General features: G+C 39.1%; 21 protein-coding genes. 9 read left to right on the plus strand and 12 right to left on the minus strand.

Annotated elements, in window-relative coordinates; genetic code table 11:
• Window positions 1-10: 10 nt before the first annotated feature.
• The 3 genes from F2A31_RS03715 to F2A31_RS03725 all read right to left on the minus strand — a co-directional run bounded on the left by F2A31_RS03715 (window position 11) and on the right by F2A31_RS03725 (window position 2,210).
• Window positions 11-472, minus strand: a complete 462-nt coding sequence (locus F2A31_RS03715; RefSeq protein WP_150025248.1) for an NfeD family protein — start codon at window positions 470-472, stop codon at window positions 11-13.
• A 131-nt stretch (window positions 473-603) separates the two neighbouring features.
• Window positions 604-1,521: a patatin-like phospholipase family protein gene (locus F2A31_RS03720; protein WP_150025249.1), complete on the minus strand. Its 918-nt coding sequence runs from the start codon at window positions 1,519-1,521 to the stop codon at window positions 604-606.
• Between the two features lie 62 nt (window positions 1,522-1,583).
• Window positions 1,584-2,210, minus strand: a complete 627-nt coding sequence (locus F2A31_RS03725; protein WP_150025250.1) for a lysophospholipid acyltransferase family protein — start codon at window positions 2,208-2,210, stop codon at window positions 1,584-1,586.
• Window positions 2,211-2,355: 145 nt separating this feature from the next.
• Here F2A31_RS03725 and F2A31_RS03730 point away from each other — a divergent pair, with 145 nt between their 5' ends.
• The 5 genes from F2A31_RS03730 to F2A31_RS03750 all read left to right on the plus strand — a co-directional run bounded on the left by F2A31_RS03730 (window position 2,356) and on the right by F2A31_RS03750 (window position 9,228).
• The gene (locus tag F2A31_RS03730; RefSeq protein WP_150025251.1) at window positions 2,356-3,615 is read left to right on the plus strand and encodes an MFS transporter; all 1,260 of its coding nucleotides are present in this window, start codon (window positions 2,356-2,358) and stop codon (window positions 3,613-3,615) included.
• A 505-nt stretch (window positions 3,616-4,120) separates the two neighbouring features.
• The gene (locus tag F2A31_RS03735) at window positions 4,121-5,383 is read left to right on the plus strand and encodes a DcaP family trimeric outer membrane transporter (RefSeq protein WP_150025252.1); all 1,263 of its coding nucleotides are present in this window, start codon (window positions 4,121-4,123) and stop codon (window positions 5,381-5,383) included.
• A 169-nt stretch (window positions 5,384-5,552) separates the two neighbouring features.
• Window positions 5,553-7,193, plus strand: a complete 1,641-nt coding sequence (locus F2A31_RS03740; protein ID WP_150025253.1) for a phosphoethanolamine transferase — start codon at window positions 5,553-5,555, stop codon at window positions 7,191-7,193.
• 14 nt (window positions 7,194-7,207) lie between these two features.
• Window positions 7,208-7,885 (plus strand): response regulator transcription factor, encoded by a 678-nt coding sequence (locus F2A31_RS03745; RefSeq protein WP_150025254.1) that lies wholly within the window; start codon window positions 7,208-7,210, stop codon window positions 7,883-7,885.
• Window positions 7,886-7,887: 2 nt separating this feature from the next.
• Complete coding sequence (locus F2A31_RS03750) at window positions 7,888-9,228, plus strand: sensor histidine kinase (protein ID WP_150025255.1); 1,341 nt, start codon at window positions 7,888-7,890, stop codon at window positions 9,226-9,228.
• Between the two features lie 22 nt (window positions 9,229-9,250).
• On the opposite strand, the gene F2A31_RS03755 is transcribed toward F2A31_RS03750, so the two are convergent.
• The 6 genes from F2A31_RS03755 to F2A31_RS03780 all read right to left on the minus strand — a co-directional run bounded on the left by F2A31_RS03755 (window position 9,251) and on the right by F2A31_RS03780 (window position 15,065).
• Window positions 9,251-10,063: a BUD32 family EKC/KEOPS complex subunit gene (locus F2A31_RS03755; protein WP_150025256.1), complete on the minus strand. Its 813-nt coding sequence runs from the start codon at window positions 10,061-10,063 to the stop codon at window positions 9,251-9,253.
• A 173-nt stretch (window positions 10,064-10,236) separates the two neighbouring features.
• Window positions 10,237-10,962: an amino acid ABC transporter ATP-binding protein gene (locus F2A31_RS03760; RefSeq protein WP_171490627.1), complete on the minus strand. Its 726-nt coding sequence runs from the start codon at window positions 10,960-10,962 to the stop codon at window positions 10,237-10,239.
• A gap of 14 nt (window positions 10,963-10,976) precedes the next feature.
• Window positions 10,977-11,660, minus strand: a complete 684-nt coding sequence (locus tag F2A31_RS03765; RefSeq protein WP_150025258.1) for an ABC transporter permease subunit — start codon at window positions 11,658-11,660, stop codon at window positions 10,977-10,979.
• A 1-nt stretch (window position 11,661) separates the two neighbouring features.
• Window positions 11,662-12,405 (minus strand): amino acid ABC transporter permease, encoded by a 744-nt coding sequence (locus F2A31_RS03770; RefSeq protein WP_150025259.1) that lies wholly within the window; start codon window positions 12,403-12,405, stop codon window positions 11,662-11,664.
• A gap of 78 nt (window positions 12,406-12,483) precedes the next feature.
• A complete protein-coding gene (locus tag F2A31_RS03775; RefSeq protein WP_150025260.1) occupies window positions 12,484-13,428 on the minus strand; it encodes a transporter substrate-binding domain-containing protein in 945 nt (314 codons plus the stop codon).
• Between the two features lie 452 nt (window positions 13,429-13,880).
• Window positions 13,881-15,065, minus strand: coding sequence for an ammonium transporter (locus F2A31_RS03780; protein WP_150025261.1), 1,185 nt, complete (start codon window positions 15,063-15,065; stop codon window positions 13,881-13,883).
• A gap of 407 nt (window positions 15,066-15,472) precedes the next feature.
• On the opposite strand from F2A31_RS03780, the gene F2A31_RS03785 reads away from it, so the two are divergent.
• The 3 genes from F2A31_RS03785 to F2A31_RS03795 all read left to right on the plus strand — a co-directional run bounded on the left by F2A31_RS03785 (window position 15,473) and on the right by F2A31_RS03795 (window position 18,051).
• On the plus strand, window positions 15,473-16,378 hold the full coding sequence (locus tag F2A31_RS03785; protein WP_150025262.1) for an AEC family transporter: 906 nt from the start codon (window positions 15,473-15,475) through the stop codon (window positions 16,376-16,378).
• Between the two features lie 120 nt (window positions 16,379-16,498).
• A complete protein-coding gene (locus F2A31_RS03790) occupies window positions 16,499-17,539 on the plus strand; it encodes a coiled-coil domain-containing protein (protein ID WP_150025263.1) in 1,041 nt (346 codons plus the stop codon).
• A 143-nt stretch (window positions 17,540-17,682) separates the two neighbouring features.
• Window positions 17,683-18,051 carry an endonuclease domain-containing protein gene (locus F2A31_RS03795; RefSeq protein WP_150025264.1) on the plus strand — a complete coding sequence of 123 codons (369 nt, stop codon included), beginning with the start codon at window positions 17,683-17,685 and terminating at the stop codon, window positions 18,049-18,051.
• A 56-nt stretch (window positions 18,052-18,107) separates the two neighbouring features.
• On the opposite strand, the gene F2A31_RS03800 is transcribed toward F2A31_RS03795, so the two are convergent.
• Genes F2A31_RS03800 through F2A31_RS03810 form a run of 3 tightly spaced genes read right to left on the minus strand, consistent with a single transcriptional unit; the run spans window position 18,108 to window position 23,059 of the window.
• Entirely contained in the window at window positions 18,108-19,082 is a 975-nt protein-coding gene (locus F2A31_RS03800; protein WP_150025265.1) for a 5'-nucleotidase, read from the minus strand.
• The gene (locus F2A31_RS03805) at window positions 19,079-20,101 is read right to left on the minus strand and encodes a RipA family octameric membrane protein (RefSeq protein ID WP_150025266.1); all 1,023 of its coding nucleotides are present in this window, start codon (window positions 20,099-20,101) and stop codon (window positions 19,079-19,081) included. Before F2A31_RS03805 ends, F2A31_RS03800 begins: the two co-directional genes overlap by 4 nt.
• Window positions 20,102-20,161: 60 nt before the next feature.
• Window positions 20,162-23,059 (minus strand): valine--tRNA ligase, encoded by a 2,898-nt coding sequence (locus tag F2A31_RS03810; RefSeq protein WP_150025267.1) that lies wholly within the window; start codon window positions 23,057-23,059, stop codon window positions 20,162-20,164.
• A gap of 251 nt (window positions 23,060-23,310) precedes the next feature.
• Between F2A31_RS03810 and F2A31_RS03815 the strand changes: the two genes are divergently transcribed.
• Window positions 23,311-23,991, plus strand: coding sequence for a hypothetical protein (locus tag F2A31_RS03815; RefSeq protein WP_005083062.1), 681 nt, complete (start codon window positions 23,311-23,313; stop codon window positions 23,989-23,991).
• Window positions 23,992-24,007: the final 16 nt, after the last annotated feature.

Genomic DNA, 24,007 nt, shown 5'->3' on the forward strand with positions numbered 1-24,007 from the left:
TCTTTTCTGTTTATGAAGTACAATGTGGTTGAACGACTAAATCATTACCCAAAATATCAATTACGCGTACGCGATCACCGACTTGAACAGGTGTCACACAGCGACAATGCCATTCATCTGAACCCAATACGGGTAATGAAAAACGAACTAAAATTTGTTCATGCTCAAGCCCAGTTTGAATCACCATACCAACTTGACCAATTGTGGCTTCGCGAGAGAGGCCTGCTTTGGTTTTGTCCGTAGATAACGGTTTGATAAATTTGAACCAAAGAAGCGTACATAGAATAGATAAAATTCCCCAAGTAATGACTTGAGTTGGAAATCCCATCATTGGGAAGAGCCATAATAAAATGCAGACCATGATGGCAGCTATGCCGAACCACAGCGCGGCAAACGCAGGTATAATTAGCTCTGAAAGAATGAGTACAATCCCTAATACAAACCAGTGCCAAGGCTCAACTACAAATTCCATAGATTTGCTCGCATTATAAAAATTCAGGAGATGAAAATTTATTCATCTCCTGTACTCTAGCAGATCATTAACTCTATGAATATACAGGAGCTGTCGATATTTGAAATATCGATAGCTGCTGTGGTCTTTTTTTAGAATTTAGGTGTGGGTGCAGGTTTTAATGCAGCAGGTGATTTCTTAAATGCAGTAATTGCATTTTGTATCGCAACGATCTTCGCTTGAGCTGCTTTTTCACCTTCAAGAATGGCTTGATTACTGGATTTTAAATCAAGTACACCAAGGTGCCCAACTTTAGGTTGAATTACAATCGTGGCTTGATTGAGTTCCTCATTGATACTGTGTTGCCCCATGATGTTTAGGGTTTGATCAAGTAATCCCCACATGCTGACTGGTCGATCAGCTGTTGGTCGAGCAGAGATATCTACCGCAATTACGATATCAGCCCCCATATCTTTTGCAGTTTTCACTGGAATCGGGCTGACCAGTCCACCATCGACATATTTGGTATTTCCAATGAGGGTAGGAACAAAGACGTTTGGAATGCTACACGATGCTCGAACTGCTTGTCCCGCATTTCCTTTAATGAATTCAGCCTTTTTACCATTATCTAAACGTGTCGCCACAGCTGCGAAACGAATGGGAAATTTTTCAATTGGCTTGTTTCCAATTTGTGTGTTGACGTAGTTTTGCAGCTTTTGACCCACAATGAATCCTTGACTGTTTATGGTCAAATCACGAATATCCGATTCTTGTAGTTTCAAAGCAAGATTTTGCATTTGATAAGGTGTTTGTCCGCTAGCATAAATACTACCGACAAAACTACCGGCACTTGTACCTGTGACAATTTTAGGTTTAATCCCATGTGATTCTAACACTTTGATCACACCAATATGAGCAAAGCCTTTCGCACCTCCACCCCCTAAAGCAATTGCAATCACAGGTTCACGCGCTTGCATCGTTGGAGTAGGAACAGTTTTCTTTGCAGTGGGATCACAGCCAAATAAAGTGAAGCTAACCAGTGCCAAACAAGACAGTCGAGCAATATTCATATCGAATGTAGATTAATTAACCAATTGGAAGGGCACATCAGATCAGATTTGCCCTTATTTTTCTAGTCTTTTTTCACTAGTTTTTGTAATGGCTCTGCAAGCCATTCGGGGTTTTTAGGTGAGAAATGGCCAACATAGTGTTGCATGATCTGCTCAAGATCTTGCTGATAATGCCCTGTTGGTGTGAAAGCACCTAAGCTATAGATCGTCTTATGATCATAATCAAATGCAAACATGACAATTGGAATACCTGCTGCATGTGCAATATGATAAAAACCGCTTTTCATTTTCTCGGCTTTTTTACGCGTTCCTTCAGGTGCCATACCGACCCAAATCCGTTCGTGTTGGTGTATGGTTGCAACAACTTGTTCTGTCAGCCCGTATGAGCTATCGCGACGTACTGGAATCAGTCCAGCCCAGTTAAGAAAAGCTTTGAAGGGTGGTTTAAATAACGTATCTTTTCCCAGCACCGTTATTTTTAGCCCCAAGCCACCAATCGCGAGAAAACCATACCAACCATCAATATTTGAAGTGTGTGGTGAAATAATGGCCACGGCTTTAGGAAGATTGGGAATTTCGCCGACGACCGTCCAACCTTGGCTTAAAAAGAGTTTTTTATACAACTCTCGGCTATAAAAGTTTCCACGTTGTGGCACTAATGGCGGTAAATCAGGAAAATGTTGTGGCATAAATAAAGATTTAAAATAACAACCTCTTATTATGTTAAGCGGTCATACGATACACTGCATTGGCAAAAAATAAGATTTTATGATCTTGAAAATGGAATGAATAGATACTTCGACATGTGGATTGCAGATTATAGGAATCGTTCGTATGCCTAATATTCGACAGGTTTATCTCCTGCTATTTTCGTTATATTGGGCGCAAGGTCTACCTGTTGGCTTTATGACGCATGCTTTACCTGTAATTTTAAGAGCACAAGGTGTGTCTTTGGCGCATATCGGTGGTTTTGGATTATTGATGTTGCCTTGGGCGATTAAAATCTTTTGGGCCCCATTTGTGGATCGAGTTGCATTGTCACGGTTGGGGCAATACCGCAGTTGGATTATTCCAACGCAATTATGCAGCGTGACCATTTTAGTAATTCTATCTTTTTTCCCAATTCATGCGCTTGATCAACCTAGTTATTTGTTGATTTTCTTTGGGTTATTGTTGTTTATGAATCTGACTGGCGCGACGCAGGATATTGCCACGGATGCCTTGGCAGTAAATTTGCTAAAAAGTGATCAACAACACTGGGGGAATACGATCCAAGTGATTGGCTCACGACTTGGATTTATCGTAGGCGGTGGAGCCGTGTTGTGGTGTTTGGATTGGTTACATTGGCAAGCAACATTTTTGATTTTGGCGCTATTGGTTTTTTTGAACACCTTACCTGTACTTTTGTTTCAAGAACCGATTCATGCCAAAGTGCAAACCGCGCATGATCAGCCAACTCGCTCTATATTTAAAACGATTACTGCATATCTGGATTATTTTAAATCTTCTTCAGAATTAAAAGCATGGCTATTGGTATTGGTCAGTTTCAAAATTGCAGATGGGTTGTCGGGGCCCTTACTCAAACCTTTAATGGTTGATATGGGCTTGAGCTTCTCACAGATTGGAATTTACATCACTATGTTAGGTGCAGTCGCAGCTTTGGCTGGGGCAGGAATAGCAGGTGTCTTACTGAAATATATTGCTAGACCAACTGCATTGATTACATTTTCATGGTTAAAAATCCTGAGCCTGCTAGGGTATGTTTGTTTAGCTTTTATCTATGAACATGGTTATCAGATGAGTCCGTTGTGGCTATATCTAGTCAATGCATTTGAAGATGCGTGTTCTGCTATGTTGCTGGTAGTGATGTTGACTTTGATCATGCATTACAGTCGTAAACAATTTGCAGGGACTGATTTTACCTTTCAAGTTTCAATTATGGCGACAGTCAGTGGCTCACTCTACATGGTCAGCGGTATATTGGGAGATGTATTAGGTTACTACTTTTATTTGATGATTATTGTGATTGTTGGGATGTTTACATTAATACCAATTTATTCATGGAAACAGATGAAATTTATAAAAAAGCATTAGTAGATAATTGAAGTAAATGGGTTAAATTTTTTCACATACACTTTTCTATTATTGAAAAGTGTATTTTTTTGCCATTCTAATAGGTATTTAATTATACTAAATTTATGTGAATATGGTATTAAATATGAGCAGGAGTGGTGTTTTACTCTTATTAAAATTACGTGAATAATGAATCAAACAACAGGAAAAAGGATGTGGGTATTAGCCTAAAGTCTAAATAAGAATAATGAAATATTTTTTTAATCGTTCTGTAAGATAAAGGTGCTGTGTAGGATTTGTTACCAAATATAGTAAAGAGAATAGCTTGGTAAATTGGAAGGATGGTTTCACCTCATTTCGATTCAAGTTTCAACTTTATTTTATATATAAATCATTTTTTTAGATGTAGTAACCAAATTCATGCACCTCAATACATTGGAAAATGTTTGATCCTTTTAGTTCTTAGTAAAAATACGGATCAATTTCGCATGGATAGGCAACATAAAATATAGATTAGGAGTTTTCGATGCAATTATCACTAAATAGTAAATCATTTGTAATTAAAGGATTAGCGCTAACGGTCACCGCTTTGATGATGAGTGGAGCACATGCGGCAGCTTCAGATAAGGAAGAAATTCAAAAGCTTCGTCAGGAAGTTGAAGCATTAAAAGCTTTAGTTCAAGAACAAAGACAGGTGCAACAACAGCAGCAAGTACAATTAGCGGAAGTTAAAACCCAGCCTCCAGTAACTGCACCTGTTTCACCATTAGCATCTTTAAAGTCTAAAGCCGGTGCTGATGTAAATCTGTATGGTTTCGTTAGAGGAGATGCCAACTACATTATCGAAGGTGCAGATGAGGATTTTAACGCTGTAAGTAAATCTACTGGTGAAACTAAAGATAAATTACGAGCAACGGCGAAAACAACACGTCTTGGTTTAGACTTTACCACGCCAGTCGGTGATGCAAAGGTTGGAGGGAAAGTTGAAGTTGATTTTGCTGGTACGAATGATGGATTACGCATCCGCCACGCATATTTAACTTATAATAACTGGCTATTTGGTCAAACCACGTCCAACTTCTTGTCAAACCATGCACCTGAAATGATCGATTTCTCCACCAATATCGGTGGTGGCACAAAGCGTATTCCTCAAGTCCGTTATAATTACAAATTGAGTCCGACCACACAATTATTTGTTTCAGCAGAGGAAGGTGATAGCTCAGCAACTGATGATAAACTTAAATATAGATTACCTGTGTTGACCGCTAAAGTGACACAAGCTTATGCAGAAGGTAAAGGTTCTGCTTCAGCACGTGCTTTAGTTGAAAACTATAAGTCAGAAAAAACAGGTGATGATAAGACCGGTTGGGGTATCGCTGTAGGTACAGATTTTAAAGTTGCTGATCCTTTAAAACTGTTTGCTGATGCATCTTATGTGGTCGGAGATAATAGCTATCTATATGGCAGCAATACAGCCTATACCGTCGTAAATAATGATATTGAGCAGAATGAAGTCATTGCTGTGCAGGTCGGTGGAACCTATAAGATTTTACCTAATTTACGTTCAACATTGGCTTATGGAGCTCATTTTGCTGATGATGGTACTGACTATGCCAAAGCCAATGTCACAGCTAATGAGAAAGTTCAACAAGCTTGGATCAACTTTATTTATACACCAGTAAAACCAATTGATTTAGGTGTTGAATATCTCAATGGTAAACGTGAAACTTTCGAAGGGAAGTCTTATAAAGATAATCGTGTAGGCTTAATGGCAAAATACAGCTTCTAAAGCAAATTACACACCAGCTTAAAATCGAGGGTCACGCCTCGATTTTTTTTATTTATAAAACTTTTGAAGTGCGATTGAGGAGGTGAGGGGATTTTATCTTTAAGTCATTTTTAAGTTTATTTTAGTAAGGTTTCAACACTCCAAAATCGATTGGTAGAGTGTGATTTTCATGCTGCTGCAAAAATTCAAGATCAAAGTCATTTCACTTCTAACCTTTAATCTTTTGTTGGCAATTTGGTTAGGTTTTTTTCTCAATATTAGCTTTTATGAACGGCTTCGATCACTCACACCCTATACAGGAGTGAAGGCAAATTTATTTATTTTTGCTTCTGTTGTGGTTGTGATTTCACTATACAGTTTTATCTTGCAGTGGGTGAGTTGGAAGTGGAGTGCAAAACTGGTTGCGATTGTCTTAATTGTGATTGGCGGGCTGGCTTCTTATATGGTGACAAGTTTGGGGGTGTTGATCACTGCCGACCAAATCCAAAATATCATGCAAACAAATTTTGCAGAAGCCCGAGATACATGGTCATGGAATTTATTGCTGTGGGTTCTGGGAATGATTGTCCTTCCTATTGCTACAATACTCTTTGTGCAAATCAAGCCTGAACCGATCGCAGGTCAAATTTTAAGTAAATTTGTGGTTTCTGGATTATCTTTGTTGATTGTAGCTGGGGCATTATTTATTTTTTATGTTGATTTTGCTGCGATTTTTCGTGAGCATCGTGATTTAAAACGTATGATATCACCACAAAATATGCTTGCGGCTTCGGTTTCATATTATAAAAAGAAAGTACCTCATCAAAATTTACCTTTGCTTGGTTATGGTTTGGATGCAACGATTGACGATCAAAATACAGAAAATTTACCTAAATTAATGGTGTTAGTGGTCGGTGAAACTGCACGTGCTGAAAGTTTTGCTTTAGATGGTTATGCTAGAAACACTAATCCAAAACTTGCTCAGCAAGAGATCATCAATTTTTCCCAAGTGAGCTCTTGTGGTACAGCAACGGCAGTTTCTGTGCCGTGTATGTTTTCAGGTATGCCAAGAGCGGATTATGATGAGCAGTTGGCAAGTCACCGCGAGGGGTTATTGGATATCGCTAAGCGAGCGGGTTATCAAGTGACATGGATTGATAATAACTCAGGTTGTAAGGGGACCTGTGATCGTGTTGAACAGTTTCAAATACCGGATTCTATCCAGCAGAAATGGTGCAAAAATGATGAATGTCTTGACGGAATTTTAGTCGATAGTTTAAAAGCTTATCTAGCAAGAGTTCCAAAACAAGATACTCGTCCACGTTTGATCATATTACATCAACTTGGAAGCCACGGTCCTGCTTATTACGAGCGTGTACCGGCTACCTTCAATCAGTTTAAGCCAGCTTGTGATACCAATGCAATTCAAGGCTGTCGTCATGATCAATTGATCAATAGTTATGACAACACGGTGTTGTATACAGATCATATATTGGATGCATTAATAGAAACATTAAAAAATACAACGCAATATCGAAGTGCAATGTGGTATTTATCAGATCATGGTGAGTCTACTGGTGAACATGGTATGTATTTACATGGCGCGCCTTATGCAATCGCACCAACACAACAAACTCATATTCCGATGCTGATGTGGTTTTCTAAATCATGGCAACAACAGGCAGAAGAACAGGTGCACTGTTTGTTTAAACAACAGGATAAGAAACTGAGTCAGGATAACTTATTTCCAACTATGCTGAGTTTATTGGATGTGAAAACTAAAGCAATCGACTCAAATAACAACATGCTAACCGCATGTACCCGTCTATAAGGTGAGATGAACTTATGACCAAGATCTTGATGATCGAAGATGATTTTATGATTGCAGAGTCAACCTTAACCTTATTGCAGTTCCATCAGTTTGATGTTGAATGGGTCAATAATGGTGTAGATGGCTTGGCTCTACTAGGAAAGCAAGCTTTTGATTTGGTGTTACTGGATTTGGGTTTACCTTTGATGGACGGTATGCAAATCCTTAAACAAATTCGTCAGCGTACGACAATTCCTGTATTAATTATCTCAGCACGTGATCAACTACAGAATCGTGTCGATGGCTTAAATCAAGGTGCGGATGATTATTTGATTAAGCCCTATGAGTTTGATGAACTGCTGGCACGTATTCATGCTTTGTTGCGCCGTGGCAATACTGTCATGAATCAGAATAAAGGTACTACCCAACTTCTTAAAAGTGGTGATCTTATTCTCGATGTGGAACAGCATTTAGCGACGTTTAAAGGGGAGCAAATCGAACTCTCGAACCGAGAATGGGCGATTCTGATTCCAATGGTGACACATCCTAATAAGATTTTTTCAAAGGCAAATCTAGAAGATAAGCTGTATGATTTTGATAGTGAAGTCACCAGTAATACAATCGAAGTGTATGTTCATCATTTACGCGCAAAACTGGGTAAAGACTTTATCCGAACAATTCGTGGATTAGGCTATCGACTAGGGCAACCTTAATAATGCTAAAGATATCTAAGCAGTTTTCACTGAAAAAACGACTGATTTGGGGGACTTCACTTTTCAGTCTTTTGCTTGGATGTCTGTTGGTATTTACTGCTTATAAAATTGCATTGTATGAAGTTGATGAGATTCTAGACACGCAAATGCAGTATATGGCTGAAAGATCTGTCACGCAGCCGATGACTACGATCGCCAGTAAAGTTGAGTTGCATCGTAGTTATCATGAGGAAGATTTGCTGGTTGATATTTGGGCATATAAAGATCGTAGCCATTTATCACATCATACCCATTTGCTTATTCCGCCAGTCCAACAAGCCGGTTTTTATAGCCAAGAAACCCCTCAAGGTAAATGGCGAGTATATGCGATCCCTTTGCAAGACTATCAAATTCAAGTCAGTCAGCAAGAAAGTGTGCGTAAGAATTTTGCATGGGAATTGGCTGGGAGTATGTTTATTCCCTATGTGTTGCTTTTGCCATTTGCCATCATTATTCTCGCATTCATTATTAGTTTAAGTTTAAAACCTTTGGATGATTTCAAAGAAGAACTAACACAGCGTGATTCAGATGGTTTAGATCCGATTGATAGTGGAGAGTATCCTCAAGAGTTGATACCGACCATTGAAGAAATGAATCATTTATTTGCACGCATTCAGCATGCTCAAACTGAACAAAAACAATTTATTGCAGATGCAGCACATGAACTCAGGACTCCTGTGACTGCGCTAAATTTGCAGACGAAAATTCTGATGAGCCAATTACCAGAACAACAGTCATTACAAAATTTAAGTAAAGGTCTGGCGCGTATTCAGCATCTGGTCACCCAATTACTGGCGTTGGCAAAGCAGGATGTTGGCTTAATGTTGGTGGAGCCGCATAGCCAATTTCGTTTAAATGATGTTGTCTTGGATTGCATTGAACAACTGGTTAGTTTGTCGATGCAAAAAGAAATTGATCTAGGATTTGAACGCAATGATATCGTGGAGATGCAAAGCCTTGAATCCACAGTACATTCGATTATATTTAATCTGATTGATAACGCGATTAAATATACCCCAAATCAAGGCATTATCAATATTTCTGTATATAGTGACGATAGAGATTTTGCCTGTATTCAAATCGAAGACAGTGGTGCAGGGATCGATCCTGAAAAGTATGATGAAGTTCTTAAACGTTTTTATCGTGTCCATCACCATTTGGAAGTGGGTAGTGGATTGGGATTGTCCATTGTTGATAAAGCCACGCAACGTTTGGGAGGAAGTTTAACTTTGGCTCAAAGTAAAGATTTGGGTGGATTATCCGTGACTGTTCGACTTCCCAAAACCCTTGAACGACATGTTTAGCATTAGTTCTATAAAATATAAATCAAGTGCTGCTATTTACTTCTGATTGTTCGTTTAAATAGCGTAGAAATAAAACACATTTTTGGATACGTTTACCGTCATTTCCTACTTTTCTAACATTTAGGCGTGATACCCAATTGAGGCGTTTGCCTACTTTGCAAATGTCCTTATAAACTTGTGGTTCAGCCAACAATGCTTGATAAAGTACTTGGCTTGCATCAGTTAATTGTTCAAACTCAAAGTGATAAGCAGTCGAGAAAATAAAGAGTAACCAATCTCTGACAAAGCAATCATGTAGGCTAAGTACATCTCTTGGATCTGTTTCAAAATCAATAAAACTAAAGTGATTTTGCTCATCAATTAAAATATTACGCGCAAAAGCTTCGCTTAAATAGCCTTCTTTTAGATGAATGTTTTGGATTTCCTGTATCGCTTGTTTGAATAAAGAAAACTGCATCTCAGGTTTTTTTCTACGACCGGCGAGAGCCTGATCAAGCTGTTTTACTTTACCTTGATGTTGTACGCCGAGATCTTCTAATAAAAGCCCATTTGCAGAAACAGCTAAAATATTGGGGGTAGAAATACCAAGTTGTTTGAGTTGATTAATACGGTTAAATTCACACTGGATTGCTTTGCTGCCGCCTTGGTTTGGAACGGGCATAATGGCGCCCAAATTAAAAATTTTTGCGAGCCATTTCAGAGGGGTATATAACCATAAGCCATGACGTTCAGAAGCTTTCTTTAACCATACTTTACCGGTGCTTAATTCATATGCTTGGATTGAATTTTGTTGAGTTGTAACCGTGGTTTCTAAGAATTTTTGAAAGTCATCCATGTGCAGTTATCTATTCCTAAGCCATCATACTCATTTCAATGAGGGCCCACTTTACCATATTGTTGCTCAATTGAGGAATTGAATATAGCGGCCTGGGATAGCGAAAAAGAAAATTAATGACTTATATTTCAGCATAAAGCAACCAAGTCGGCTGCTTTATGCTTGCGATGAACTTAATGCAAAATTTTATCTAGAAACTGCTGAGCACGTTCCCCGCGTGGTGTATCAAAGAACTCATCCTTGGAACAATCCTCAACAATTTTTCCTTGATCCATGAAAATAATGCGATTCGCAACCTGACGGGCAAAGCCCATTTCATGGGTAACACACATCATGGTCATCCCTTCCTTGGCAAGTCCAACCATCACATCAAGCACTTCATTGATCATTTCAGGGTCAAGTGCAGATGTAGGTTCATCAAACAACATCGCAATCGGATCCATACTCAACGCACGGGCAATTGCAACACGTTGTTGTTGTCCACCTGAAAGCTGTGCAGGGTATTTATTGGCTTGTGCACTTAGTCCAACGCGGTCGAGATAAGCTAAACCTTTCTTGTTTGCTTCAGCCTCTGAACGACCTAACACTTTAATCTGAGCAATGGTTAGATTTTCGGTAATACTGAGGTGAGGAAATAATTCAAAGTGTTGAAACACCATTCCGACTCGACTGCGTAATTTGGTCATATCGGTTTTGGAATCATGAATCGGTACACCATCTACAAAAATTTTACCCTGTTGAAATGGCTCAAGACCATTTACAGTTTTAATCAATGTCGATTTTCCTGAACCTGATGGACCGCAAACGACAACCACTTCACCTTGGCGGATTTGAGTAGAACAGTCGGTCAGTACCTGAAATTTTTCATACCACTTACTGACATTTTGGAGGTCTATCATTACTTTATTGTCACTCATACACGTAACCTCCTTTGTAAACGTTTCACTGCAAATGTTGCGATGGCACTAACGGTAAAGTACACCAACCCTGCAAATAAAATATATTGGGTGAGTAAGCCCATTAGATCCCCACGGACATAGTTTGTTCTGAAAAAATCCAGTAGACCAATGGCATATACCATGGTGGAATCCTGAAATAGAATAATAGTCTGTTGAAGTAATAGCGGGGTCATTTTTCGAAATGCCTGAGGCAAAATTATCAGACGCATAGACTGCCCATAACTCATGCCGAGTGCGGCTGCAGCAGCAACCTGACCTTTTGGAATCGATTGGATACCAGCACGCACAATTTCAGAGAAATAAGCCGCTTCAAATAACATGAACGCTACGATACTAGAAACCAATGCAGTATCAATGGTCAGATATTTACCTGTGATCGAGGTATAAATAAACGGTACCGCAAAGTAAAACCACATCAGCACTAGCAGTAGTGGAATGGAGCGAAAGAGGTTCACATAAGCTTGTGCGATGAGGTTCAAGACTTTAATTGAAGATAAACGCATTAGCGCAAGCAGCGTACCAATCAAAATACCGCCAATTGTGGCAATCACGACCACTTTTATGGTGATGCTGAAACCGTGCCAAAGGGCAGGACCAGATTGTTGTAAATCATTCAGAAAAGAAGTTAGCCATTCCATACTACTTACCTCCTGAAATTAGACCAGGAATACGCAGACGTTTTTCCAGTAGGTTCATTGCAGAAATCAAGCAGATGTTGATGACGATAAAAATGATGGTGACAATGGTGTAAATTTCGATGGTATTTTGCGTGTATTCACTGATAGTTTTCATCTGTGAAATAATTTCCGCAACACCGACAAGGGAGGCCACAGAGGTATTTTTTACACAGTTCGTTAACTCTGAACTCAGTGGGGGTAAAATTGTACGAAACGACTGCGGTAGAATCACATAACGATACAGTTGTGCCGTAGAAAAACCCATTGCATAGCCTGCATTGATTTGACCTTGGGGTAAGGCTTCAATGCCCGTTCTTACTTGTTCACAAACCCGTGCAGCAGTGAATAGCCCGAGTCCGATACTGGCAGAAATCAATGCGGTGGTATTGGCACCAAGATCACTCATCCACCAGTTTTTAATTGGCGCAGGGAGAAAGTTTGGAACCACATAAAACCAGATAAATAACTGAATGAGTAAAGGTACATTCCTAAACAGCGTGACGTAGGCGGTGCCTATGGCTCTGGCTGTTTTATTTGGAAGTGTACGCATAATGCCAAGGATACTGCCGAGAAGCATGGCAATCGTCCACGCTACCACAGCAATAACCACCAGCCATCCTAGACCCGTTACAATCCAGTTTATGTAAGTGGTATCACCCACACCCGTTGATTGCCACAAAACTCCCCAGTTCCAGCTATAAGTCATAATAACTCCTGAGAAGAAGCGGGAGAACATCCATTGTTCCCCGGTTCCGCAATAATATTTTCGTTATAGGGGATTAGATTATTGATCCCGATCATGCGGATTGCTGATTAACGCTTTAAGTTGATCAGACATAGCAAAGTTCAGGTTAATATTTTTAGGTGGAATTGGTTGTTGGAACCATTTTTCGTACATTTGGTTAATTTCACCTGAAGCGTAGGTGGCTTTAATGGCATCATCGACCACTTGTTTAAATCCGGTATCGCCTTTGCGCAACATACAGCCATAAATTTCTTGGATAGGTGCAGTGCCCACGATCTCCCATTTATTCGGATCTTTGGCTTTTGATTTTTCACCCGCAAGTAAAATGTCATCCATCATAAACGCAACCGCACGGCCATTTTGTAACATCAGGAATGATTCAGCGTGGTCTTTGGCAGAAATGATTTCACCAATGCCTAATTCTTGTTGATGCTGACGGATGTAACGTTCTGAAGTCGTACCTGCGGTAGTCACCAATTTTTTGCCCTTGAGGTCGGCAAAATCTTTAATTCCAGAATCTTTGGCTGTTAACAGTCGTGAACCAACTTCAAAGAAACCCACTGAGAAATCAACTTGTTGTTGGCGTTCTTTATTATTGGTGGTGGAACCACATTCCAGATCTACCGTACCATTTGATACGAGGGGAATACGGTTTTGGCTGGTGACGAGGTTATAACGGATTTTCAGGTCAGGCATATTCAGTTTTTGCTTAACAGCCTCAACCACTTTCAGCTGTAGATCATGGGCATATCCTTCAGGTTGATTTGGATTGCCAGCAATGTAAGAAAATGGAATAGAAGAATCGCGATAACCCAGCACGATCGTGCCAGAGCTTTTGATTTTATTTAAGGTACCTGAGGTAGAGACATCACCTTCAGTTGCTTTATCACCTGCGGCTGGGGCTTTATTATCACTACAGGCACTTAGGCCGAACATTAAAGCGCTTGCGCAAAGCAAAGAGGTCATGGTGCGTTTAGGTGTCATGTACAAAACTCCTTTTGTATCGTTATGGACGCATTCGTAATTGTTACTATTGAGCGGTCAGTTTTTATGAAAAATAATATCTTTTTTCATGTATAAAAATACATTAGTTTTCATATTAATAGACTTCAACACGGTTGCTCAAGCGATATTTTTTACGGTTTTGTTAAATGTATCTGTGAATGAATCACGCAATTTAAAAATGAATGAATTACAGTAAAAATTGCAGGAAAAAGAAAGCATAATGCATGCCATAACTTGTATTTTTAGCGGGGATAAATTTCAGCGTAAATTTTAGGATGAAAAACCATAGATGGCTTTAAAGCTAGGTTTTGTTCTAGATGTTGTATGTCCTCAAAGACTAAAATAAGCGCCGTGATTGATCGGTAATTCTTTAAATCCGTATCATCGTCGAAAAAAAAGCGGCTAGATTGCCGCTTTAAATAATTGAAAAATTAGAACATTGATTGCTCTGAGTTCGCTGAAATTTTATGAACAGATAGGTCGGCACCGCGAAACTCATCTTCTTGAGACAAGCGAATACCCATGGTGAGCTTTAAAAGACCGTAGACGATGAAACCGCCGATTAAAGCCACACTGATGCCCAATCCTGTGCCGATTAATTGTGAAATAAAAGATACACCACCTAAACCGCCAAGTGCCTGTTGACCAAAAATACCTGCAACGATGGCGCCGAATGCGCCGCAAATACCGTGTAAAGGCCAAACACCAAGTACATCATCGACTTTGAGTTTATTTTGAGTATAAGTGAAGAAGTACACAAAAATCGCACCTGCACTTGCACCAATCACTAATGCACCAATTGGATGCACAATATCGGAGCCTGCACAGATTGCCACAAGTCCTGCCAATGGGCCATTATGTAAAAAACCTGGGTCATTTTTACCCATGAAGTTGGCTGCCAACGTACCACCCGCCATAGCCATGAGTGAGTTAATGGCGACGAGTCCTGAGATGGCCTCAACACGTTGCGCGCTCATTACATTAAAGCCAAACCAACCCACGATCAAAATCCATGAACCCAAAGCAAGGAAGGGAATAGATGATGGTGGATGAGCACTCACGCGTCCATCTTTATAGCGACCATTTCGTGCACCCAATAACAAGACTGCTGCAAGTGCGATCCAGCCACCCATCGCATGGACGACGACTGAGCCAGCAAAATCATGGAACGGGGCACCAAACTGATTTTCCAACCATGTTTGTACACCATAATTGCCATTCCAAATCATACCTTCAAAAAATGGGTAGATCAGTGCGACCAATAATAAAGTGGCCAATGCTTGTGAGCGCATCTTCGCGCGTTCTGCGATACCACCTGAAACAATCGCTGGAATTGCCGCTGCAAAGGTAAGTAAGAAGAAGCAACGCATGAGGTCATAGCCATGATTGGCAGATAATAATTCGCCAGTCACGAGGAAATTTTGACCATAAGCGATCCAGTAGCCGACAAAGAAGTAGGCAATTGCAGAGATACAGAAGTCGGTCAGGATTTTACTAAGTGCATTGACTTGGTTCTTATGGCGTACTGTTCCTAGTTCGAGGAAAGCAAATCCAGCGTGCATAGAGAGGACGAGTACAGCACCAAGTAATAGAAAAAAGATATCTACGTTTTGCATAACATGCTCGATATAAGTGCTAAACCCAATTTTGGTGCAAATAAAACGATCATTTTTTGCACCAAAATGGATTTAATTCATCTAAAAACTAGAGCGATCTATAAAAAGCTCATTTTGATGCACTGAGATATGCAAAAAACGCACCAATTTAGAGGTAATATTTTATTTTTGGTGAAAAGTAGTGCATTTGGGCTTTTGGGTAGAAGCCTAAGCGATTATTTGATATTAAATGGAAAATGAGCATGCATGATGGTGTGACAGAGCTAGATGCTTCTAATTTATAAAGTTCATATCGTACTTAAGTGTAATAACGGGTTTAAAACAAACTGTAAATCATCTTTAATCGATACCAATAAGTTGATTTTTGAAATATCCAAGCACTGCAACATTAAAAGCTGAGTAAAGTAATGAATAGTATTATTCTGGCCCTGTTTCCTTTGGTGGCATTGATTGCATCAGGATATCTATTTAAAAAATATCATTTCCTGAGTCAAGATTTTTGGGCTGGTGCAGAAAAGCTAAATTACTATATTTTATTTCCTGCTTTATTATTCAATACCTTATCGACCACAAAGGTGGACTTTCAAAGTCTGAGTACAGCGATATTCGCTATGTTCTTTGTCGTGCTGCTCGTGACGGCTTTTATGTATGTATTGCGAATGTTTTGGAATATTCAACCTGCTCGTTTTGGTGTACATGTCCAGAGTTTGGTTCGTTTCAATACGTACATTGGTTTAGCGTTGGTTGCTTCTTTATTCCAAAAAGAAGGAATGGCGATTTTGGTGATTTTACTGGCGCTGTGTATTCCATTGGTCAATGTGATTTCAGTGCTGGCTTTAACGTCTAAAGAGCAGATGGCAGTTAAACCTGTTTTGATTGCGTTACTCAAGAATCCGTTGATTGTTTCTTGTATTGTGGGTGGTGTGGTTAATGTCTTCAATATTCCGATTTGGGATGGTCTTTCTGGTTTGATCAGGCTATTTTCAGCATCGAGTTTGCCACTGGGTTTGTTATGTGTTGGCGCGGCTTTACAGTTTATGCAGATGAAAAAAGATATTGTGGTGTTAGTTGCAGATACATTTGCTCGACTTTTAGCGGTACCAGCTTTGGCATTTGCGGTCTGTACATGGTTAGGTTTGCCAAGCTTACAAACTCAAATTTTAGTGGTGTTTTTTGCTTTGCCAACGGCATCCGCTGCTTATATTTTAACGAAAGTCTTGGGTGGGGATAGTCAATTGATGGCTGCGGTGATTAGCTTTCAAACTTTATGTGCGGCTGTAACGCTACCAGTAGTGATTTGGTGGGTATCTTGAGCTATAAATCGAGTGACAAGTTACTCTTCATGCTTAAAGATAAGGATATTATTCTATACTGATCGAGGTTTAATTCCTTATTTGTCTTATTATTCAATTCTTCTTTTCAGGTAGATGAACATGTCCTTTGATCTCAAAGTCAGTTTTAAACAAAGGTCTGAACCATCTGCACAGCAGAAAAAGCTGAATCGTTTGATTGCTCAAATTGAACAGCAAAAAATCAGTCTTGCGACATGGAAAAATGCGCAAGACGAGATTCAACAACATACCCGAGAAAAGTTAATGCCAGTGTACCGTGAACTACACGAGGTATTGTTTTTACAATTAGAGCAACTTTGGCAAATGTTGCAATCACATACTTTTTCTAAAACTGACCTACAACAACTCGATGAAAAAATCGCTCAACTTGCCCGTATGGTGAAACGTTCACAAATGCTGAATGAAGAACAGCTTACTCTTGTGAAGCAGATCGATACCTTTTATCAGCAACACGTACAACAATCTGTTAAAAAGCCTAAAAAATCACAGTCAAAAAAGTTTGAGTATCAAGCATTATCTGAGCAGGGCATCGAACAACATGCAGAACAAGCAAGCGAACTAGAAGACGACTTTGAGCAATATGCGGCGGAGCAACAACAAGCTCGTGAACAAGCCAAACAACTGAGACAACAGCAGAAACGTGAACAAGCCGAGCAACTGGCAGCACAGTCACTTAAAACGGTGTATTTAAAAATTGCTGCGATGATTCATCCTGATCGTGAGCAAGATGAATCTAAAAAAGCAGAAAAAACCGAATTGTTTCAGCAAGCCAGTCAGGCGTATGAACAGCAGGATTTGTTTTATTTACTGAAACTTCAATTACAGCTTGAACAGAATAAGGGGTTAGGGGCGAAAGAATTATCTGCTGAACAATTGAAGTTTTATAGACTGGCTTTGGATGCACAGAGTCAGCAGCTAGAAAGTCAAATTAGCGAGATTTTAGATTCTTTTCAGTTGGCAAAGAAAGTAAAATTGGAACATGTACATATTGGTGATGTATATAAAGCCATAGATGCCGATTGTGCTGAGTTAAAGCAGCAGTTGAAGTGGGAAAAGGAACGTTTAAAGCATATGAAAAAGGTGAGTGGGGTGGAGATGTTGTTGGGGCATGGGGTTTTGTAAGCCTTAAAAAGCACCTCTCCCTAACCCTCTCCTAAAAGGAGAGGGAACACCCACTAAAATATTGGTTTTCATGAAATTAGATGCTACTCCCTCTCCCTCAGGGAGAGGGCTGGGGTGAGGGTAATTAAAATGGAAAATAAAAAATGAAATTAGACCCACAATTATTAGAATTCGCAAAAACCATGCGTAGTAATGCGACAGATGCCGAAAATCTTATGTGGCAATTGCTTCGTGCTAAACGATTTATGAATCTGAAATTTCGCCGTCAGCATGTGATTGCACCATATATTGTAGATTTTTACTGTCATGAATTAGGTTTGGTGATTGAGTTGGATGGCAGTCAGCACGGTACTAATGATGGAAAAGAATATGATGCTGAACGAACTAAGTTTTTAGAGGCTTTGGATTTAAAAGTAGTGCGGTATTGGAATCATGATGTGTTGGGGCGGAGGGATGTGGTATTGGAGGATTTGTGGCGGAGATGTTCTGAATTGAAACAGACCTCTCGCTAACCTCTCCTAGAAGGAGAGGGAATATTTAACTAATTCAGCTCAGTAATTTGAGTATTCTAATTAATTATTAAATCAGCAGATTGCTCACTAGAATCTAATTTTTTATTAGCTATTCCGAAAGGAATGTGAACAGAAGCGATGCTATCTGCTGTTTTTTCTAAATGGGTAACTTGATCATCAAAGAAAATATGAGGATTTAATATTTCTAAAACTCTACGTTTTTCAATGCCACCTAAGAAAAATGCTTCGTTTATTGTATCTATTCCCCATGCTCTCAAAGAGTTTATGACTCTTTTATGGGCAGGTGCATTTCTTGCTGTAACAATTGAAAGTCTTAATCTGCTTTTATAATCAGAATTTTGAGACTGATATTTAATTTCTTCTTTTTGTAAAGTTGAAAGTTCTTTTAATAATTTATGTAAAGGACCAATATTTGCAGGTTGATGAGCTAAATTTTCTTCATTTTGAATAAATGCTGAAAGTCCACTTTCTTTATAGACTTGTTCTGAGGAATCATCTGCTATGACACCATCAAAGTCGAAAGCGATTCGTAATTCTTCATCATGTTCAATATCAAAGATATTGCCTTTTAGAATTAAGCCAGCGGGATAACCAGCAGTAATTGCTTGGTTTACATCAGTCTCATTAGCAGACAAAAATAAACTGATATTCAGAGCATCAATATATTTATGGGGGGTTCGACCTTGTAAAAAAATTGCTCTTTTTATATTTAAGCCATAATGCTCGATAGAGTTCATAACCCGTAAACCAGTGTTTGGGTCATTTCTAGAAAGTAAAATAACCTCTACAAATGGCTTATCTTTAGGAAAAATACTATTTAAACTTAGAAGGCGCTGAATAAAAGGGAATGCGACGCCTAAGTCTAGAATCACATTTTCATTTTTATGCTGGTATTCTCGGTATACAAGTTCACCTTTTGTTCTAAATACTTCATCGGATTCTTCTAAGTTAAATAAGGCGCTTGAAGCTAATCCAATTACTAGTTTTTGGTCTAAGTTGTATCCACTCATTTTTTTGTCTCTAAATCGGAATCTGATATCTTATAAGAGGTTGTTGCATTTCCATTTTTATCAATGTGTATATTTAAAAAAATCTCATTATTTTGCGATAAATTATGTAAACGACCTAAGTCAACTTGTAATGGAATAGTTGAACCAGAAATCGCATTGTCAGTATTTCTTTCGTGGTCATTTGCAAGGTATAAGGGAGATGTCTTATCTTTATCATTTGAAAGATAAATTTCTTGCTTAATTGCTTCTTTATGTGTTGGAAATTCTCTTAGAGCTATGTCATTTATAGGCTTCCACTCTAGAATTTGATTATATACACCTAAACAAGAAAGCATTAAAAGTGCCCAGGTAATAATTAAGCATTGTCCAACATGGATAGGAATTTTACTTACAGAAGGTTTTTCTAAAATTAATTTGTTTGTTGAAAAAATACTTGGTTTTAGTGTTTCTCCTGAAAATAATAATTTTATATAACGGTTAATTTTTATAGGTGGGGCTGTAATATATAAAGGTGAAGTAGTTTCGGTAGTTGGAGAGGTTTTTAGTAATCTTTCTGATACTTGAGAATATACTTGTTCTTTAGATTTTATAAATAATGGTATAAAACTTTGTAATTGAAAGTTAGTATTTATCTTTTTTCCTTCAAGAAGAGAATTGTTTTTATAAAGAGCTTCTAATTGTTTTTCTGCTTTATACACCTCTGATTCCCAATATTCCTGCCAAAATTTAGCACCAGCAGCTACTTTTGTTTGGCAATAAGCAATATAGAAACCTGCGCATGAAATGATAAACTGTACAAATGGAACGGTATCTTTTGAAGAAATGACACAAGCGAGTAGAACTCCTTGGAAAATCATAAAGAAATTATTTCTTTGAATTAATTGGGCGATTTCGAAGTTACGAGTTTTAACTGTAATCTCGTAAATTTTTTTTAATCTTTTCTCTTTTTCTAAAAAGTTACTTGATTCTTGTTTTTCAGAAACATTGAGAGTAAAAAAATCTAATTGCGGATAAGTCATATAAAAAAGGCTGAATAATCAGCCTTTTATATTACATATTAATTTTAAGATTACAATACTTTACAGAGCAGCAATTTGCTCCATACTTGCTTTAATTTTACTTAACTGATCAGCAAATTCAGCCAATTTCACCTTTTCACCTTCAACTACGGCTGCTGGTGCTTTAGCGACAAAACCTTCATTTGCAAGTTTATTGGCAATTTGATCATGCTGCTTTTGAACCTTATCCAAGTCCTTCTGCAAACGACCCAATTCAGCTTTAGGGTCAATTAAGCCTTTCATCGGTACAAATACAGAGGCATGGCTTACAACACTTGAGCATGAAAGAGGTGGCTCTTGATCATTGGTCAAGAACTCAATGCTTTCAACTTTTGCGAGTGCTTTGAACAACGCTTCGATACGGATGATTTGCTCACGCTCTGCATCAGAAATGTTCTTGAGTAATACAGGCAATAAACGTGCATTACCTAAGCCCATTTCACCACGAATATTACGTACCGCACCGATCAAACCTTGTAACCACTGCATATCTGCTTCAGCTTGATCATTGATCTTCGCTTGATCAGGAACAGGGTATTGCGCAGTCATAATCGTCGCACCACCTTTGCCTAACATCGGCGCAAGGGTCTGCCAGATTTCTTCAGTCAAATACGGCATGAGTGGATGTGCTAAACGTAGTGAAGATTCCATCACCGCAAGCAATACACGGCGAACTTCAGCTTTGCGCTCTTCAGATACATTGGCATCATTCAGAACAGGCTTAGTTAACTCAACGTACCAGTCGCAGTATTCGTTCCAAATAAAGTCATAGATCGCTTGTGCAGCAAGGTCTAACCGATATGTTGCAAATGCTTGATGTACCGCAGCTTCTGCTTTTTGCAAACGGCTGATGATCCACTGTTCTGGAAGTTCCCAAAGATCAGGGCGCGCTTCTTGACCAACCGTTTGACCTTCAACATTCATCAGAACGAAACGAGTTGCGTTCCAAATCTTGTTACAGAAGTTACGGTAGCCCTCAACACGCTTTAAGTCGAACTTGATATCACGACCCGTGTTTGCAAGCGCGCAGAAGGTGAAACGTACTGCATCTGTGCCATAAGCATTGATGCCGTCTGGGAATTCTTTACGTGTTGATTTCTCAATTTTTGCAGCATCTTTTGGATTCATTAAGCCCGTTGTACGTTTCGCAACAAGGCTTTCTAAATCAATACCGTCGATCAAATCTAATGGATCAAGGACGTTCCCCTTAGATTTCGACATTTTCTGACCTTCACCATCACGTACTAAGCCGTGAACGTAAACCGTCTTGAACGGAACTTGTGGTGAACCATCTTCATTCTTCATAAAGTGCATGGTCATCATGATCATGCGTGCAACCCAGAAGAAGATAATGTCAAAACCAGTCACCAACACATCTGTTGGGTGGAAGGTTTTAAGGAAATCATTCGCTGCATCTTTTTGTGTGTCACCAGTCCAACCTAAAGTTGAGAATGTCCAAAGTGCAGATGAGAACCATGTGTCCAAAACGTCTTCGTCTTGTTTAAGTTCTACATCAGCAGCGATGTTGTTTTTGCTACGAACTTCTTCTTCGTTGCGACCCACGTAAATGTTGCCTTCTACATCATACCAAGCAGGGATACGGTGACCCCACCAGAGTTGACGAGAAATACACCAATCTTGAATATCACGCATCCAAGACATATACATGTTGGTGTATTGCTCAGGAACAAACTTGATACGACCATCTTGAACTGCTTCAATTGCAGGCTCAGCAAGTGGTGCAATTTTCACATACCATTGGTCTGTCAATAATGGTTCAACGATCACACCTGAACGGTCACCGCGCGGTGCTTTTAAGTCATACGGTTGGATTTGATCTAACCAACCTTCAGCTTCCGCTTGTTCAACCAATTTCTTACGTGCTGCAAAACGCTCTAAACCGATATAGTCAGCAGGTGCAGGAAGCAGTTGTGAAATTTGCTCACCCGCTTTAGCGATGTATTCAAACTCGGCCAAAACTTCTGCATTTTTGTTGAAGATATTGATAATCGCTAGACCACAACGTTTACCTACTTCATAGTCATTGAAGTCATGCGCAGGCGTGATTTTTACACAGCCTGTACCGAAGTCTTTTTCAACGTATTCATCAGCAACAACAGGAACTAAACGACCTGTGATCGGTAGAACAATGTTTTTACCAATGAGGTGTGCATAGCGTTCATCTTCAGGATGTACTGCAACGGCAGTATCGCCCAATAATGTTTCAGGACGTGTCGTTGCAACCACAAGGTAGTCATTGCCATCTTTGGTTTTTAGCGATTTATCTTCAAAGAAATATTTGAAGTGCCACAACGAGCCTTTTTCTTCTTTGCTTTCAACTTCAAGATCAGACAGGGCTGTTTGTAGTTTTGGATCCCAGTTCACCAAACGCTTACCACGATAGATCAAACCATCTTCGTGAAGTTTAACAAACACTTCTTTCACCGCATTGGATAAACCTTCATCCATCGTGAAGCGTTCACGTGACCAGTCTACTGATGAGCCTAAACGACGGATTTGACGCGTAATCGTTCCGCCTGATTGTTCTTTCCATTCCCAAACTTTGTCGATAAACTTTTCACGACCCAAGTCATGGCGGTTAATCCCTTGTAGGCCCAGTTGACGCTCGACGACCATCTGCGTTGCAATCCCCGCATGGTCAGTTCCTGGTTGCCATAAGGTATTTTTACCCATCATACGGTTGTAACGGGTGAGGGCATCCATAATGGCATTGTTAAAGCCATGACCCATGTGCAAGCTACCCGTGACGTTTGGTGGTGGAATCATGATACAGAATGATTCACCTTGACCTGATGGTTTGAAATAACCGTTTTGTTCCCAGATTTGATACCATTTTTTCTCGATCTCGGTTGGATCGTAAGTCGTTGCGATATTTTGAGCAGATTGAGCGTCAGTCATAGTACAGAAGATCAAAAATGAATAAAAAATTGCATCTATTGTAGCAAAAATCTATCGAATCTGTTGGCATTTCACCGCTGGCAAAGCGTATCTGCTTAAATAACTTTACAAAGTTTTAATAAGCCGACGAAATGCGTTGGTTTTTTGATAATAAAAAGTTAAATTTATGTGTATTGGATCACATAATTAAATAATGCTGATGCATAAAACAACAAAATAACAATGCTAAAACTAAGAAAAGGATGATTTCAATGAGCTATTCAATCCTATTAAAAATTAATACAACGACCTATAGCCAGTTTGAGGTGATACGCCAACGATTAAATACAGGGAGTGATGAAAATCAATCGCGTGTATTGGGTGAGGTGTTATCCGAAATCGCTTGCGATATTGTGGAACAAGTTTTTTCAGTACTGTTGATCCAAAATCGAAAACCAACCCATTTAACTCAGAAATACACCGTAGAATCAGAAAAAATCATTCAACAAATTATTGCTGCAGTTCGAAAATACATGCCGTGGTCGATTGCATTATTTGGCAATGAACGTTTATGTCCATTCGTTAATTATTTTTCCAATATGATTAAATATCATGATGAACAAGTATATGTATCGTATCCCATTGATCATCATTTGGTCCAACAAGCACATGCTTTGGTTGAGCAATTAAAAAACAATGAAACTCAAGACATGATGGATGTATTTCAAACACTGATTCAAATCGTGGATTTGGGGGTCACCAATCTGATTCGTGAACCGAAAAAATGTCTTAATTTTAATCGTGTAGTCGATAAAACACTCAATGGTGTCATCAATCTCACTGCAAATTTAAGTTATAAGCGACTTGAAAAAATGGGCGAGCAAGTGGATACAGGGGCTGCTACAGCGTGCGTTAACCATTTTTTGGCATTTATGCATACAGAACCGAATTAGGTTGTGCTACATTCAT

It is taken from the genome of Acinetobacter suaedae, from assembly GCF_008630915.1.
GTDB lineage: Bacteria > Pseudomonadota > Gammaproteobacteria > Pseudomonadales > Moraxellaceae > Acinetobacter > Acinetobacter suaedae.

What these genes read in the sequence shown, in the direction of transcription:
- F2A31_RS03770 (WP_150025259.1), bottom strand. Translation starts at nt 12,405, where the DNA reads ATGACTTATAGCTGGAACTGGGGAGTTTTGTGGCAATCAACGGGTGTG.
- F2A31_RS03780 (WP_150025261.1), bottom strand. Translation starts at nt 15,065, where the DNA reads ATGCAAAACGTAGATATCTTTTTTCTATTACTTGGTGCTGTACTCGTC.
- F2A31_RS03760 (WP_171490627.1), bottom strand. Translation starts at nt 10,962, where the DNA reads ATGATAGACCTCCAAAATGTCAGTAAGTGGTATGAAAAATTTCAGGTA.
- F2A31_RS03755 (WP_150025256.1), bottom strand. Translation starts at nt 10,063, where the DNA reads ATGGATGACTTTCAAAAATTCTTAGAAACCACGGTTACAACTCAACAA.
- F2A31_RS03775 (WP_150025260.1), bottom strand. Translation starts at nt 13,428, where the DNA reads ATGACACCTAAACGCACCATGACCTCTTTGCTTTGCGCAAGCGCTTTA.
- F2A31_RS03740 (WP_150025253.1), top strand. Translation starts at nt 5,553, where the DNA reads ATGCTGCTGCAAAAATTCAAGATCAAAGTCATTTCACTTCTAACCTTT.
- F2A31_RS03815 (WP_005083062.1), top strand. Translation starts at nt 23,311, where the DNA reads ATGAGCTATTCAATCCTATTAAAAATTAATACAACGACCTATAGCCAG.
- F2A31_RS03730 (WP_150025251.1), top strand. Translation starts at nt 2,356, where the DNA reads ATGCCTAATATTCGACAGGTTTATCTCCTGCTATTTTCGTTATATTGG.
- F2A31_RS03765 (WP_150025258.1), bottom strand. Translation starts at nt 11,660, where the DNA reads ATGGAATGGCTAACTTCTTTTCTGAATGATTTACAACAATCTGGTCCT.
- F2A31_RS03810 (WP_150025267.1), bottom strand. Translation starts at nt 23,059, where the DNA reads ATGACTGACGCTCAATCTGCTCAAAATATCGCAACGACTTACGATCCA.
- F2A31_RS03735 (WP_150025252.1), top strand. Translation starts at nt 4,121, where the DNA reads ATGCAATTATCACTAAATAGTAAATCATTTGTAATTAAAGGATTAGCG.
- F2A31_RS03725 (WP_150025250.1), bottom strand. Translation starts at nt 2,210, where the DNA reads ATGCCACAACATTTTCCTGATTTACCGCCATTAGTGCCACAACGTGGA.
- F2A31_RS03785 (WP_150025262.1), top strand. Translation starts at nt 15,473, where the DNA reads ATGAATAGTATTATTCTGGCCCTGTTTCCTTTGGTGGCATTGATTGCA.
- F2A31_RS03750 (WP_150025255.1), top strand. Translation starts at nt 7,888, where the DNA reads ATGCTAAAGATATCTAAGCAGTTTTCACTGAAAAAACGACTGATTTGG.
- F2A31_RS03790 (WP_150025263.1), top strand. Translation starts at nt 16,499, where the DNA reads ATGTCCTTTGATCTCAAAGTCAGTTTTAAACAAAGGTCTGAACCATCT.
- F2A31_RS03800 (WP_150025265.1), bottom strand. Translation starts at nt 19,082, where the DNA reads ATGAGTGGATACAACTTAGACCAAAAACTAGTAATTGGATTAGCTTCA.
- F2A31_RS03795 (WP_150025264.1), top strand. Translation starts at nt 17,683, where the DNA reads ATGAAATTAGACCCACAATTATTAGAATTCGCAAAAACCATGCGTAGT.
- F2A31_RS03720 (WP_150025249.1), bottom strand. Translation starts at nt 1,521, where the DNA reads ATGAATATTGCTCGACTGTCTTGTTTGGCACTGGTTAGCTTCACTTTA.
- F2A31_RS03805 (WP_150025266.1), bottom strand. Translation starts at nt 20,101, where the DNA reads ATGACTTATCCGCAATTAGATTTTTTTACTCTCAATGTTTCTGAAAAA.
- F2A31_RS03745 (WP_150025254.1), top strand. Translation starts at nt 7,208, where the DNA reads ATGACCAAGATCTTGATGATCGAAGATGATTTTATGATTGCAGAGTCA.
- F2A31_RS03715 (WP_150025248.1), bottom strand. Translation starts at nt 472, where the DNA reads ATGGAATTTGTAGTTGAGCCTTGGCACTGGTTTGTATTAGGGATTGTA.